This window comes from Paenibacillus xylanilyticus (genome assembly GCF_013359935.1).
Classification (GTDB): Bacteria; Bacillota; Bacilli; order Paenibacillales; family Paenibacillaceae; genus Paenibacillus; species Paenibacillus xylanilyticus.
In genome coordinates this window covers 1-14,540 of the sequence record NZ_JABMCB010000169.1, presented here as the reverse complement: position 1 = coordinate 14,540, position 14,540 = coordinate 1, and the positions used below count along the sequence as shown (strand labels likewise).

The following is a 14,540-nucleotide window of genomic DNA, read 5'->3' as shown; positions in this document are numbered from 1 at the left end:
TTTAATTTAGCTTTTTCGTTTTGTGTGTTACAAATATCATAATACCACCTCTCAATTGATGGAATATTTAGGTGATTATACTGGCTGCATGTGGTACTATTTTACTAAATATTGTATAGATTGGAGTGAACAAATGTGAACGATGAGGAAGAATTAGAGATACCAATTCCTGTTATTCAGAAGAAAATCACAAATGCGGATTTACTCTTAGGAAAGACTATTGAACCGATTAAAAGATTACAAGTTATTTCCGAAGATGACTTTGAAGATTTAGTTTGTGAATGGGCTACAGGATATCTTGCTCAGACATATGTAAAGGTTCGCCGCTGTGGGGGAGCCGGTGATATGGGTAGAGATGTAGTTGCATATTCAGTCTATGACAAGAAGGAGCAACTTATATGGGATAATTATCAATGCAAGCATTACGATAATGCTCTTACTCCCAGCAATATTTGGATAGAACTTGGAAAACTTTGTTACTACACTTATATTGGTAAATATACTGTTCCTAGAAAGTATTACTTCGTAGCCCCAAAAGGTGTATCTACAACTTTAGGAGATTTAATAGATGAGCCTGAATCTCTAAGAAAAGGACTCATAGCAAACTGGGAAACAAAGTGTAAGAAAAAGATTACCATTAAGCAGAATATTGAATTACAAGGAGATTTCTCTGATTATGTTACCTCCTTCGATTTCACTATTATTGATAGTGTTGAACCACAAAGATTAATCGAACAACATGCTCAAACTAGATATTTCCCTTATAGGTTTGGTGGACTTCAAAAGAACCGGCCTCAGCCAGTGCTTCCTCCTGAACAAATTGCAGAAGATGAGTTGTTATACATTACGAAGCTCCTTGAGGCATATTCTGATAGTCATAAAGTAAAGCGGATTATTGTTAAAGAGCTTCCTGAACATCATAACTTTTTTAACCATTTTGAAAGGCAAAGGAAATCTTTTTATTCTGCTGAATCACTAATGAGGTTTGAAAGAGATACACTTCCTCCTGGTGTAGATGCTTTTAAAGAGCTGAAGGAAGAAGTTTACGATGGCATAATAGATATACTTGAGTCTGAACATGAAGATGGATTTGAGAGAGTCAAAAAAGTTTGTCTAGCAGCTCGAAACCTAAATGTACCGAGTTATCCTCTATACAATTCACTGAAGGGTAATGATTTGGCAGGGATATGCCATCATCTGGCTAATGAAGACGAAATTAAGAAATGGGTGAACTAATGGCAGAGCATTCGGCGAATGATATGGCTTTTAATTCTCCATTGGAGATTGGATTAAGAGCTTTAATCATATTATCAGTGAATCAGCCGGCTTATCTCGATTTGCAAAGATTGGTTTACTACGATTACTTAGTATTACATACCAGGGATATCGGTGATCCCAATTCACCGGATTCAATTCACCCCGCTACTCCTCATCGTTCAGGAGAAATTGTTGTTCGAAGGAAAGCTATGCAAGATGGGTTGGATTTAATGTACAGTAGAACCTTATTAGAAATTGTTTTTGGGGGAAATGGTGTTTCTTATATAGCCACGGAATTATCAAATGCTTTTCTAGATCTTTTTGAGTCTGAGTATTATAAGTTATTACGGAACAATGCATTTTGGGTTAGTCAATTTTTTTCAGAATACTCGGATGAAGAACTAAAAGGATATATTGATAATAAACTTGGAAGTTGGGGAGGAGAGTTTATGTACGAAGCTCTTACAAGGAGTGGTCTTGAATGATTTACGGCTTTGAACTTAGAAAGCTCCGAATTATAGGGAATGATGAGAAAGCTTCAGAGGTTTCGTTTAAGAGTGGATTGAATGTGATTGCAGGCCCGTCGAATACAGGGAAAACTTATATTTTTGAATGTATTAACTTTATGTTAGGTGGTACCGAGTTACCTGAACCCATCGATGAAGCTAAGGAGTATCACACTGTCCAGCTTGAGATAATCAGCCGTAATAACCAAGTCTATACTCTTGAGAGAGGACTGACAGGGGGAAAAGTTAAAAAATATAACTCAGCTATTTCGGAAATTGAATCTAATAGCAAATTTACAGAATTAGCTCAAAAGCATGCGAAGAAAGAAAGCGTATCCAGTTTTCTCATGAAGTTGTCTGGCTTTATAAACACAGAGTTATTTGTAATTGACAGATTGTCAAACCAAGTGCGACAGTTCCTCTGTGAAAGATTCGTGAGCGGTTCTCCAGCCCAAGCATTTTCGGGGTCTGTGGTTAATCAGATCCAGTGAGTGGCCGAGATCTTCATCCTCTACTTGAGCGAAGTCGGTGCCCTTGGGATGAAACTCCCGCAGTAGTCCATTCCCATTTTCGTTGGAACCGCGTTGCCAGGAAGAATACGGGTCAGCAAAATAGACGTGAAAGCCATGTGTGTCTTCCAGGTTTGCATAGCAAGCAAATTCCTTGCCTCTGTCAGCCGTGGCTGTAAGGAAGGTGCCTTTAGGGTACTGGGAGATGGCTACACCAAGCGCAATTTCCATGGACAAAGCGGTACGATCCGGCATGAGAATGGCGGTATACAGCCGGGTTTTGCGTTCAATGAGCGTGGCTACGCATCCTTTACTTTTCCCACGACCTGATACGACGGTATCCAGTTCCCAGTGCCCAAACGTTTCTCGGGAACGAACCTCATTGGGGCGATCCGAAATGGATCTGCCGATAGCGAATTTACCGCGAGTTTCTGTGGGTTTCTGACGCTTCCCTTTGTGTCGAAGGACCTGTAACACGCCTCGAACTAGACGTCCGGCATAGAGCCAACGATAGATGGTTTTAAAGGAGACCGACGGCAGGCCTTGGATGCGGAAACGTTCCGTGATCTGTTCCGGAGACCACGTTGCCTGCAGTTTTTCCTCCAAGGAAATAGCTAAGACTTCGGACCATTTACCAGGTGAGACAGAAGCCTTACGACGCTCCTCATACGCGCTCTGAGCCTGTTCTGCCTGATAGGCTTGCGATGAAGTAGCACGATTCAATTCACGACAAATCGTCGAAGGATGTCTTCCTAATTCTTTTGCGATGCCTCTTGAACTTTGACCTTGCCGATGGAGGATTTCTAGCTTGCTGCGCTCGATTATGCTAAGATGTCTGTAGCTCATGGTGGATTCTCCTTGTGTGAATGGTTGTTGTGGTGACTTCATTCTACACGAATCCGGCCATGGGCCATTTTTTATTTATTTCCAGCGGGTGTCGCACTTCATATTACAATCTGTCAATTAAAAACAAGGGAACTAAGGAAACTCAAAGGTTCAGCTACCGTAGTTTTAACGATTATATTCTTATTAATGAGGTTGAGATCATTTCAAAGAACTCACCAATTCAATCTAAAAATAACAACCAAACCGCAGAGGAATCTATTTTTAAGCTTATCATCTCAAATAAAGATGATTCTGTAACACGAAATACAGTAAAGACTGACAACCAAAATGGTTTTTTTAATGCTCAAATAGATATTATTAATAAACTAATTTTGGATATAGAAGCGGAAATTAAATTATTAGAATTGCCACAGAGTGACCACAATTTATCTGGAGATATTGAACAGTTGTTATTAAAACGGAGTGGATTAAGTTCGGAAATCGAAACATTAACGGAAAAACGTAAGATCTTCTGGGAGAATATTCAAAGTAATGAGTCTAGGCTACTCTCTACTAATCAATTAATCAAGAGATTTTATCTCCTGAAAGAACAATATGAGACTGACATTAAAAGGTTATCATTCTTGATTGAAGGGGATCATTACTTTTCGATGTTAGACTTTGAAAGGTGTCCTCATTGTAATCAACTAATTACAAATACAGAAGATTGCGACCACGTAGAAATTAAACAAAGGAAGGACTCATATACGAAAGAACTTCTTAAAATAAATAGTCATCTTAAAGACCTTAATGATGCACTTGAGTCTATGGAAGGTGAAAAAGCTTTACTGTTAGAATCAACCTTAGATGTTAATCTAAAGTATGAAGAAATAAGTATTAAACTCGATGAGCAACTCTCTCCAAAGATACTATTCATTCAAGAGGAATTGACAGCATTTCTAAAAAAGCAAAAAAACATAATTGAATATTCTGGTTTTCGATCCTCGATTGAAAAACTGATGAATGAAAGAGAATTAATAGCAAGTAAATTAGTTTTAACAAAAGTAGACGAACAGAATCAAACTGTTGAAATGGACTACACTGGATTAATAGCTGAATTGTGTGTGCATATACAAAGATTTTTGACTGATTGGAACTTTCCGGATTCTTCTACTGTTGATTTTGATCCTAAAAATAAAGATGTTCTTATATCAGGAAAAGCAAGGAGGTTATTTGGAAAAGGATACCGATCTATTAGTTATGGAGCCTTTATTATAGGATTAATGGAATATTGTATTAGTAGCGCTTTGCCTCACCCAGGATTTGTTGTCCTTGATTCCCCTGTAACCTCCTATAAGGAACAAGATGAAAACGAAGATAAGACGCCTGAAGAACTGCAAAACAAATTTTTTGAAGAATTAGCTCAAACAAAACGACAAGTAATTATATTGGAAAATAAAAAACCTCCAATATCTATTTTAAAAAAAATAAATTACATTGAGTTTACAAAAAACAAAGAAGTAGGGAGATATGGTTTCTTTAATGTATAACAGCTTGTATTTCTTTCAATTAACAATTCTTTTTAATGTTTGTTATTGGGAAATGTGATGAGTATAAGCTGGTATGAACTCACTATCGAGACATGAGATTGAATAAAATTTTCTTGAACCGTTAACCGTTGATCTGAAAATGATCGACGGTTTTTTTGTGAAAAGGGGCTAATTAATAAAACGTTGTTACATTTATGCACAGATAAACATAGAGTTAGAACAGAATACGGTACATAACGACATAGGGTGGATATAATGCAGTTATTACCATTGTTTCTTTTCCCGATCTGGGTAAACCGACCTTTGAAGTTGAAAGGTCGGTATTTTTTGTCTTAATGTAACATTCAATTAGTATGGCAGAGTGTCATTTTCACATGAATTATGTTATCCTTTGGGTAAATTGTGTCACTCTTCATATCGGAGGTCAGGAAGAGGTTTCGATTGAAGAGTTTGCTACTTTAGATGAAGAAAATCAAGAACCGATCACCACATTAAATTATCTCCATGAGGGGGATTAAAATGAGTAAAACGAATGAAGAGTTTATTAAACAACAGCGAGTTGGCGACCTCCCGAAAGTGAAACTCATGGCTCCTTCGTTAGATGGTGGTCCTGATCGCGAAGTGACCGTTGTTTACCAGCGAAAGGCAAACTATGGTACGCCGTCATTCCTCAAAGATAAATAAACGATTTCTAATGAAAAGCCAACGCTTATATGTTGGCTTTATTCTTTATATGTGATAAAAGAAATTATAACGTTCAAGCAGGTGTGGACCACCCCAATTTCAGGACTCATTTAGCTTGGTGAAAGGCAACAACAATTACATAATTGAATTGAATTCTACAAGTTAAAATGAATATTTTTGTACGATTAAAAAGCTTGGATTGGATGTTTTGCTCAATAATGGGGGTTATCAGGCAGCAATCCATAGTAGAAATATCTTCATACCGTTGGCATATTAAACTATATGAAATGAGAAGAAATACTAGGAACATAGATACAGATAGGCACATTTATCCATACATTGAGACCAACTTCCGATACTCACTACTCTTTACTTTGAATAAAATATACAGAAATAGTAAATACCACTCACTAATCTGCTGAGGCAAAGGAGAATAGATTAGTGAGCATAGAAAAAATCGTTCATTTTGTTCAATCATCAAACTATGAGCAAATGCACAGTTCAGGTGCAAAAGTACAATTGCTGAGACAAGCGATTGGTGAATATCAATCATCCCTTGGACTTCAGAGACTTGAGTGGACAGAACAAAATGTTGTTGGCAAATTTATTGCAACTAAAGAGTACGATTTGAAAAATCAGCAATTGTTTGACTTATTTGATAATCATGGTGTTCTATCTAAGGTGGTCCGAATTAAATTAAACAACCTAAATGAGTCAGAGAAATTATCACTTCAAGAATTCTATACAGCTAGCAACCAATACTTAAGATTTTCTCCGATTAGAGCTAATAGTGGCCACAGAGAAGAGGAACTCTGTGCGTATAGAAAGAACATCACAAAAAACAACATATACTGGCTTTTAGATCAATGGAAACATTATAAAAGGATTTACTCAAGCTTTGTTGAACAGTGGGAATCCATACGTAATCTCGTATTTAAGGAGATGCTACGAATAGAACAGTACAAAGTATCTTTACCTATAGGAAGGCTAAGTGTAGTAATTCCAAATCCATACATTGATGCTGATGCTGTATATAGGCTTGGAGGGAAGAATCTGATACAACGGAGTGGAAAGATTGATATGGAGCAAGTAAAATTATATGCAGCTAGAAGATACTTTTCATTATCACAAGTGTATGAGCTTCTAAATGTTCAGAACATCCAATCGAAATATTTGCTTTTAACATTAACGAGTGAGCGTAATATGATGGAGGGACTAGTACAGCAGAATAATCGATACTCATGGATTAATTTACAAAGTGAAACATCGTGGAAGGAATAAATTTAAAACACAAAAAAGCCGATGTCAGAGACATCGGCTTTTTTGTGTTAACTATCGAAAAATTCAGATAAGAGCAGGTTAACCTTTTTTAAATCGGAAGATTTCATAGGCCAAAGCTTCTCATTGATCTCGTTTAGCAATTTCTCTTTATCATTGTTTCCAATCTTAACATACTTGCTGTAATAAAAGAGTTCATGGACATTGACTTGAAGAGCATCCGCAATTTTTTGAAGATTTAACAAGGTGATATTTTTCTCGGCACGTTCAACGCCCCCAATGTAGGAGAAGTGAAAACCAGCCATTTCGCCTAATTCTTCCTGCGAATATCCTTGTTTTTTCCGTAATTCGCGAACACGTTGTCCTACTAATCTTAAAACAGGTTCGTTCATTGCCACACCTCTAAATTCAGTCTAAACAATGGGAAACCTTCGATACATTAATGTATATAGATTATTTTAATAAAATGATAAGTATATATATCAATTTATCTGGACATAAATGATAAAGGAGGTTGAGAGGATGACAAATCACATAAAAGCAGATGTTGGAGTTGCTACCATAACAGCTCAAGGAATTTTATTTAACGACAGAATATACACGAATCGTGCAGTGATAAAAAAGAAATGGTTTGATTTGGCTAGAGAACAAGGAGAGTGGAAGATTCCTATCGTTCATATCAAAGACTATCGTGAAGCAATTCTGATCATTTCGTTAAAATATCAAGAAGTAAGTGTCGCTACATGGGTGAGCTTAGAAAAGAGAAACGCAAAGGATGTGGATGATTATCACGATCGATTGAACCAACTAAAGCTGCTAAAGAAGAACATTACAAAACAGATTAACTGAACACGGTAAACAATAAAAAAAAGCCTTGTTCAAAGAGAACAAGACGTAGGAAGGTGGAATTCAATCAAATTTCAATCAATGAGACTCGGCAGTATAAGGTACTTCTCTAGTGAATCAATATTACGTTGGGCCAATTGTTGTTTCATATTGCGGACAGTATTCGTAGCTGCGTATTGAACTCCAAATGAATGGGTGAGCTGGCGTACAGTAACTTCTGAGGCACCAAATTTCAAAGCATACTTCTTAACCATAGCTTGAATCGCACGCTTTGAAATTCGTTTGCCTTGTGTTTCACCGTTAGGTTTTGCCAAGAATAACGCTCGCTCACCTGATTGAGGAGCATACGTATCAGTTCTGACTTTCAAGTAATCGTACAGATAGGTTTTTGCATTATAACCAAACATAATTCGGTGTTTCGTTCGTACGCTAGCTTGCTGCCTTGTCACGATAATGTAGCCTTCCTGAAGGCTAATATCATCCAGATCCAAATTGACAATATCACTTACCATGACTCCAGACTCTAAGAGCAAGGTAACAATACTGACATCACGAGCTCGATTCAGGTTATGGAACCACTGGGCTTGTACATTATTTTGTTCTATAACGCCTTCTTGTACAAACTTAACAAATGCAGGAATTTCATTGAGACGTAGGATCTTGTTCTGTAACTGACGTGCGACCTCAATATTATTGCTGGGTCTTTCCATGATGAAAGTAGCGAAAACATTACGTTTCAAAATAGGAGTTTCGTTATACTCAAATCTCAAATGAAGATAGGTAAACAATGAGCGCAACGAATGAAACTTACGAACCAGGGACTTATATTGCAAATTTCTAGACGTTGTCAAGTAATCTGCGAATTCTTGTACATGTTCACGCGTTATATCATTGAACATGTCTAAGGTAAGTTCTTTCTCGGTAGCAACGAACGGCCACAGATTTGGTGCGATCCAGCCAAAAAAAATACGAAAATCTCGGGTATATTCTAACAAAGAAGAAGGAGACCGATCATGATCTAGCTTATGTTCAATAAAACATTTTACGGCCAAAGGTAACTCGTCAATCAGCTCTGATAGCAAGGCTAAATCTCTGGATTCTTGTACTTTCATAAACATGGACACCTTCCTTGATCTCTTTTCAGGTTGTGTGCCCAAAATACCTTGGTTTAATACGTTCATGATGAAATTTCGTCGATTAAATTACTGTTTTGAAGATGATTTTTCAGCAATGATTCGAGAGGGGCATCCAAAACTTGTAACAGCAGATACAAGTTGTATGCACTGATCACATGCCTTCCCCGCTCAATATTGGCAAGGGAAGAACGAGCAAGATGATAGTTCTGACATAACTCTTCTTGCGTTTGCTTTTTTAATTTGCGAAGATCCCGAAGCTGCTCACCTAACCATTTATAAAATTCTTCTTCTGACATATAGAATTCTCTCCCTCTATCATTCTATTACTTCTTAGTATGTTCATAGAAAGGCAAGTTTTATACATGCATGTGTATAAAAACTTGAATTTTTGTTTATACAGGTAAACAAATCTAAAGGGGTAACTTGCTATGAATAGAAAGGAACTCTTGAAGTACCAGCCCATCAAGATTCTACGAGGCAAAAAATATGGAAACAATTATTGGACCCCGCGTGGAAATAAAGTCGATAAGCGAATTGTCGAGCTATATAGTGATCTGGAATACGATCACTGGGTTGTGGTTGATTCGGATCCTGAAGTCATAACTTATTGTGAGCAACCATTAGAGATCTCCTATGTATTAAACGGCCAACTCCGTACCTCTATCTTTGATATGTGGATTTTAAAAAAAGATGGATCGGAAATTTTTGTGGAAGTCAAATACAACAAGGAACTGACATCTAAACATCCAAAACACGCGAGAACACTACGACAAATCGAAGCACAAAAAGAATGGTGTCGTATCAACAACAAAAATTATGTAGTTCGTACAGAAGACGATATAAGAAAGGGCCGACATTCAGTTGAGAACCGAACCTCCTTATGTATGTCAGTAGTCAATAGTAAGAAGCCTGTTTATTTAAACGAAGTGCTCGGTGTTATTTCACGTGAAGGGATAAAAATTAAAGAAGTTGTGTTAGAACTATCTAATCTTCCTGTTGAAGATATACTTTTAAGCCTAAAATGGCTCCTTTATGAGGGGGATATCAAAGCGAACATGGAAGATCAACTTATCGGATTTGAAATGGAGGTTCGGAGATAGTGAGCAGATCGCGAATATATGAGCAGGATGGATTAGAACCTGACCAAGCAAATCCTGAACTTTGGCCCTCTGTAGATGAGAATGTTCTCACTGAATCTGCACTTACAGTGTATGTGCAGCGTAAAAACGCAGTAATAATGTATTTCCGGAGGGATGATTTAAATAATATTCAACACACAACCGGAGTTTCACCTCGAAATCTGAGAAGATTAATTCAAAGATGTATTCAGTACGATCAAGATGGAGTTGTTTTTGGATTTCGAGGATTGATTCCACAAAAAAATATAAAGAAATATGAGTTAGATTTATTAGGTCAAAAAAGAAATAAAGATCAAAAAACCGGAGAATTCAATCGTTTTATGGACATGCATCCAGATATTAAAGACCTGGTAGAAGACCTTTTTTTAGGAAGAAAAAAGCGTTCATTGGAACCTGTCATGAAGTTAAAGCACATACACAAACGATTTATTGATCAGTGCAGGGAAAAGGGAATAACTCTCTCTGATTACCCTTTAAATACAAAATGGATGGGGTATAAGGCTTTACAACGTTACATTAAACAAATAGCTGAGAGAAACTTTAGAAAGGCTGCATCTCGCCATGGTAACGATGCGTTTCAAAAAGCAAACCGAGTAGGGGAGGCGGATCAAAACTCACTATCAAATCTATTCCCCTATCAGAAAGTTCAGTTTGATGCTCATCGAATTGATGGTTTTTTTACAGTAGATATTGTTACACCAGACGGAGATCCTATGACCTTAACGCTTGAACGGTTCTGGATTCTTACCATCATTGATGTAAGTACTCGGAACATTTTAGGATATTCTATTTCACTAAGTAGAGAGTATGGGGGAAGTGACGTGATGCACTGTGTTCGTAATGCTATCATGCCACATAAACGGCTTGAATTGACAATCCCAGGCCTGAATTACCATCCCCCTGGTGGTTTCCCATCAGAAAAGTTTCCTGAGTTAGAGTGGGCAGTGTGGGATGTGATGTGTCTAGATAATGCAAAATCTCACTACGCTAAAATGGTACAAGATCGACTCACGAATTTAATTGGATGTACACCGAACTTTGGTCCCGTAGCACTTCCAATGAGAAGAGGAGTGATTGAAAGGTATTTTAAAAACTTAGCAGGAAGCTTATTTCATCGGTTACCAAATACAACGGGGAGTGGTCCGGATGACCCTAGAAGAAATAATCCTGAAGAGACCGCTCTTCGTCTTAACATCACATACGAACATTTATTGCAACTCGTGGATGTAATGATTTCTAATTACAATGGCACACCTCATGGAGGGATTTATCATCAAACGCCACTTGAACTTCTTGAAAAAAGGATACAACTAAGAGGTTTATTACCAAGGCGCCTGGAAGAAGAGAAACGATCGGAGATGTTATTTATGCAAACCCAAATAAATCGAACCGTAAGAGGCTCTCTAGTGACTGGAAGAAAGCCTTACATTCAATATGAAGGTGTAGAGTACCGGAGTGAAAAACTTGCGAACTCTGCCCATCTAATAAAGCAAGAGTTAATTATACATGTAAATGTTGACGATCTGCGTACCATAAAAGCATTTCTACCCGACGGCAGTGAATTCGGTTATTTAACAGCCAGTGGAAGGTGGTCACTTACTCCACATTCCTTGCAAACGAGACGTGCAATCAATTCATTAGTTCAGCGGAGGCTAATTCATTACACGACTTGGGATGACCCTATCTTCGTGTACACTGACTATTTATTGAGTAAAGAAAATTCCAAGAAATCAACAATAAATAAAATTACTCAAGTAAAAGAGGTAAGTAAACAAAAGCCGACAGCTGAAGCAGAAGAACAAACAAAAGCATTAGAAGAAGCAAAAGCACAAAATGATTTATTAGACAAAGTTCGAGAAGAACAATTGAATAGGGAAAAGCTCAATGAGATGGATAATTATGAGCGTTTATTAAAACAATTCAAGACAAAAATGTACTAAAAAAAGGAGAAGATAACATTGGATAATCACTTGATACCTGTTGGAACACACCCTATTGAAGTAGGCCATTATTTACTCCCAACCAAAGAGGTACTCCGTTTAATGGATAATCTCAAAAAGATTGTACTGAACCGCTTACCAGGAATGATTGTCTATGGTCGGCCACGTCTCGGAAAAACTACTGCATTAAAATTTGCTTTGGAGAATCTGCCGCATTTTATGAATGCACCCATACCAATCTTTATAGCCAACAGCAACTCATACAAGTTTCCCAACGAAGGAAAATTTTATGCGGATCTTCTCCATGACTTTGATTTTCCGTTTATAGCTAGAAGACAAGCCGATGAAATGCGGAATCAAATTGTCAATTTGCTAAAAGAAAGAGCGGAATTGTCTCGCTTAAGAAGGGTTATCTTGATTATGGATGAGGCACATCGCCTAACAGAATCACATTTTATTTGGTTAATGGACATCCACAATCAACTGGATCGTGCGAAAATTAGTATGACTGTGATTTGCGTAGGTCAAGAAGAGTTGCTCACGAGAAGAACATTCTTTCTAGGACAACGTAAGTCTCAAATCATTGGACGCTTTATGACACATGAGCATCGTTTTTTCGGTATCACTTCCTTGGACGATATCAGAGCTGTTCTTCGATGCTACGATTCATCGGAAATCTCCGCATATCCCGAAAACAGTGATTGGAGCTTCACTAGATATTTTTTTCCTGAAGGATATGCGAAAGGTCATCGCTTGGAGGAAGATGCTGCTTTAATTTATCAACAATTTCAAAATATTCGTAGCGAACATGGGGTTCATTCAAAACTTGAGATCCCTATGGAGTACTTTACGTATGCTGTTGAAAACGCTCTGAAGATATACGGAGCTCATGGGGAACAACTTGAATGGATTTCATCTCAAGATTGGTTAGAATCCATCAAACTTAGTGGCTACATTGAGTCAGAAATTTATATGTCTTTAGCAGGTAGTGGTGATTAATAAATGAATGTTGTTTGGAGGAAAGAATGGATCAATGAATATGAATCGCCCTGGTCTGTATTTGAAAAATTGGCTTTGGTAAACCTTACGGATCGGAACGAGATTCTAAAAGTCCTTGGCAGTACTCATGTAAAGAACATTAAACATCACATTGGAGATAACCAAAGAGAACTATTACAGTTAAATGGTTTTAACGTCGAAAGACTTCATCAAACATTGGATTTCAACTTACAAGAGCACAATAATAAAATTATTCATTCGTTGATAACTCCATTTTCTGAATTATATAGTTCCTGGGAGCATTGGTTTCATCCAGATTTACACTGGTGTTCGCAGTGTATGGAGGGAGGGTTTCATTCTTGGTTGCATCAGTTCAGGCTTTTCGATGAGTGTGTATTTCATGATCTTAAATTGAATCATGTTTGTCCAGGCTGTAGGTCAGCAATACCTTTCTTGTTGTCGAATAGACAGTTAAAACATGCATTTCAATGTAAATGTGGACATGCCTTTTCTAATTTTCATGTGTCCAGTTGGAACGAATGGAGATCGCCTGATCAAATGAATCCCGATGTCCTTCGTTGGCTCCAAGCAAACCAGGCAAGCATGATGACGTCAAATATGCAGTCTAAATGGATCATTCATGCAGAACATTGCAATCTGAAGCGATTAGTTAAGGAGTCGCCTGAAGCAATAAAAGTATTTCATTCAGACGACTCCTTACATAGGGGAGATTATTTCTCTAATCGTTTCCAAAAAGAATTACTGCGAGTTATTTCTGGTACTGTTCAACGAGTTGTAGAGCGACTATTTCAGGATTCACTCCAAAACCATCAACATTGCATCACTCAATTAATGGAGCTAAGAAAATCGAATGAAGCAATTGAGTTTCCTGAAATTTGTCCCTTTGCCTATGCTTATGTTTTTTGGAGGAAATCTATTTTAAAGGAGGAACATTTCTATGGCTATAATTCTTTAAGAACAACCTTGATTTCTGATGCTGAACCACTAATAATCAGGGATCTTCTGGAGTATTTTTCTGATCAGGTCTTCAGTTATCAAATGAAGATTCTCCAAAGGCTTGATGCAAGGATACTTTTTTGGATTCTTGAAAAACTAGTTATGCAGTTCAGTGAAAATTTCTTCTGTACTTGGTTAGAGATTGCAGGGAAGAGGAGTAAAGAAATTAGCGTACCATCTTGGCAGGAAATTGAAAAAATGAGAGATCAGTCTTTTCCAAGTGTTGCTTTTAAGTACAATTTTGATGAGAGCAGTTCTTCCAGCAGCATTGAGTATTATCATCTAAGTAAAAATGAATCGATACTTAATAAATTCGAATGTCCTTATCAGCATGAAAGTGCTAAAGCGGATATTCAGTCAATGATATCGTACATGCCACAAAAAGTTGCAATGCTTATCATGAACAATCCAAGTGATGAGAATAAGATGCTACAAAAAACAGTCGAGACATATGTAAAAAAATTGAATTTCTGATAACCGTTAATCTGAAAAGATTGACGGTTTTTGTGTTTAATAATTCGTTAAACGTACTCTGAAAATGGAAAGGGGAACGGCAATCGGTACAAGTTCTTGTCCTTTAACGGTACATGTTCTTGTCCTCCGACAACAGGTAATGAAAGCCAAGTTCCTTCGACACCTGTTACGATTTACGTCCCTGTAGTAAATGGAGAGAACGCAACTAAAGAAGCGAAACTCGCAGCCGTGGAAGCACATGTTACACAACCGCTGGAAGGTACGCCGATCACAGCTACAGTAGTAGCCGGAAGCAAAGCTGGAGAGTATATCGTGACGTATCATAACGGAGCACAAGAAACAGTGAAAACACTCACTGTAGCCTTCGTAGTCCAAGCTGC

The 14,540-nt window shown here is 37.5% G+C and carries 17 protein-coding genes; 13 read left to right on the top strand and 4 right to left on the bottom strand.

The features are described 5' to 3' along the window. The first annotated feature begins 135 nt into the window (after positions 1-135). The 3 genes from HP552_RS08345 to HP552_RS08335 are packed head-to-tail and all read left to right on the top strand — an operon-like array spanning position 136 to position 2,254. A complete protein-coding gene (locus tag HP552_RS08345) occupies positions 136-1,236 on the top strand; it encodes an ABC-three component system protein (protein ID WP_175395087.1) in 1,101 nt (366 codons plus the stop codon). Then, positions 1,236-1,742, top strand: coding sequence for an ABC-three component system middle component 2 (locus HP552_RS08340; protein ID WP_081718267.1), 507 nt, complete (start codon positions 1,236-1,238; stop codon positions 1,740-1,742). Before HP552_RS08345 ends, HP552_RS08340 begins: the two co-directional genes overlap by 1 nt. Next, entirely contained in the window at positions 1,739-2,254 is a 516-nt protein-coding gene (locus tag HP552_RS08335; RefSeq protein WP_175395086.1) for an AAA family ATPase, read from the top strand. Before HP552_RS08340 ends, HP552_RS08335 begins: the two co-directional genes overlap by 4 nt. Here HP552_RS08335 and HP552_RS08330 read toward each other — a convergent pair. Then, positions 2,162-3,118 (bottom strand): IS30 family transposase, encoded by a 957-nt coding sequence (locus tag HP552_RS08330; protein WP_076210700.1) that lies wholly within the window; start codon positions 3,116-3,118, stop codon positions 2,162-2,164. The two genes, HP552_RS08335 and HP552_RS08330, sit on opposite strands and share 93 nt — an antisense overlap. A gap of 20 nt (positions 3,119-3,138) precedes the next feature. Here HP552_RS08330 and HP552_RS08325 point away from each other — a divergent pair, with 20 nt between their 5' ends. The 4 genes from HP552_RS08325 to HP552_RS08310 all read left to right on the top strand — a co-directional run bounded on the left by HP552_RS08325 (position 3,139) and on the right by HP552_RS08310 (position 6,612). Next, positions 3,139-4,647 carry a hypothetical protein gene (locus tag HP552_RS08325; protein ID WP_175395085.1) on the top strand — a complete coding sequence of 503 codons (1,509 nt, stop codon included), beginning with the start codon at positions 3,139-3,141 and terminating at the stop codon, positions 4,645-4,647. A 374-nt stretch (positions 4,648-5,021) separates the two neighbouring features. Continuing rightward, entirely contained in the window at positions 5,022-5,165 is a 144-nt protein-coding gene (locus HP552_RS08320) for a hypothetical protein (protein WP_175395084.1), read from the top strand. A gap of 1 nt (position 5,166) precedes the next feature. Then, positions 5,167-5,331, top strand: coding sequence for a hypothetical protein (locus tag HP552_RS08315; protein ID WP_175395083.1), 165 nt, complete (start codon positions 5,167-5,169; stop codon positions 5,329-5,331). A 441-nt stretch (positions 5,332-5,772) separates the two neighbouring features. Next, on the top strand, positions 5,773-6,612 hold the full coding sequence (locus tag HP552_RS08310; protein WP_175395082.1) for a hypothetical protein: 840 nt from the start codon (positions 5,773-5,775) through the stop codon (positions 6,610-6,612). A 47-nt stretch (positions 6,613-6,659) separates the two neighbouring features. Here the strand turns inward: HP552_RS08310 and HP552_RS08305 are convergent, their stop codons facing one another. Continuing rightward, positions 6,660-7,001, bottom strand: a complete 342-nt coding sequence (locus tag HP552_RS08305; RefSeq protein WP_175395081.1) for a helix-turn-helix domain-containing protein — start codon at positions 6,999-7,001, stop codon at positions 6,660-6,662. Between the two features lie 130 nt (positions 7,002-7,131). Here HP552_RS08305 and HP552_RS08300 point away from each other — a divergent pair, with 130 nt between their 5' ends. Then, on the top strand, positions 7,132-7,458 hold the full coding sequence (locus HP552_RS08300; RefSeq protein WP_175395080.1) for a hypothetical protein: 327 nt from the start codon (positions 7,132-7,134) through the stop codon (positions 7,456-7,458). A gap of 71 nt (positions 7,459-7,529) precedes the next feature. Here the strand turns inward: HP552_RS08300 and HP552_RS08295 are convergent, their stop codons facing one another. Together HP552_RS08295 and HP552_RS08290 are read right to left on the bottom strand one after the other, a co-directional pair. Further along, a complete protein-coding gene (locus tag HP552_RS08295) occupies positions 7,530-8,567 on the bottom strand; it encodes a tyrosine-type recombinase/integrase (RefSeq protein ID WP_175395079.1) in 1,038 nt (345 codons plus the stop codon). A gap of 65 nt (positions 8,568-8,632) precedes the next feature. Next, positions 8,633-8,887 carry a helix-turn-helix domain-containing protein gene (locus HP552_RS08290; RefSeq protein ID WP_175395078.1) on the bottom strand — a complete coding sequence of 85 codons (255 nt, stop codon included), beginning with the start codon at positions 8,885-8,887 and terminating at the stop codon, positions 8,633-8,635. Positions 8,888-9,019: 132 nt separating this feature from the next. Between HP552_RS08290 and HP552_RS08285 the strand changes: the two genes are divergently transcribed. The 5 genes from HP552_RS08285 to HP552_RS08265 form a co-directional block, all read left to right on the top strand. Further along, positions 9,020-9,691 carry a TnsA endonuclease N-terminal domain-containing protein gene (locus HP552_RS08285; protein ID WP_175395077.1) on the top strand — a complete coding sequence of 224 codons (672 nt, stop codon included), beginning with the start codon at positions 9,020-9,022 and terminating at the stop codon, positions 9,689-9,691. Then, entirely contained in the window at positions 9,691-11,670 is a 1,980-nt protein-coding gene (locus HP552_RS08280; RefSeq protein ID WP_175395076.1) for a TnsB C-terminal domain-containing protein, read from the top strand. Before HP552_RS08285 ends, HP552_RS08280 begins: the two co-directional genes overlap by 1 nt. A gap of 18 nt (positions 11,671-11,688) precedes the next feature. Next, positions 11,689-12,669, top strand: a complete 981-nt coding sequence (locus tag HP552_RS08275) for an AAA family ATPase (protein WP_175395075.1) — start codon at positions 11,689-11,691, stop codon at positions 12,667-12,669. A gap of 3 nt (positions 12,670-12,672) precedes the next feature. Further along, complete coding sequence (locus HP552_RS08270; RefSeq protein WP_175395074.1) at positions 12,673-14,160, top strand: hypothetical protein; 1,488 nt, start codon at positions 12,673-12,675, stop codon at positions 14,158-14,160. Positions 14,161-14,256: 96 nt separating this feature from the next. After that, on the top strand, positions 14,257-14,540 hold a 284-nt coding region (locus tag HP552_RS08265), incomplete at its 3' end, for a hypothetical protein (RefSeq protein WP_175395073.1).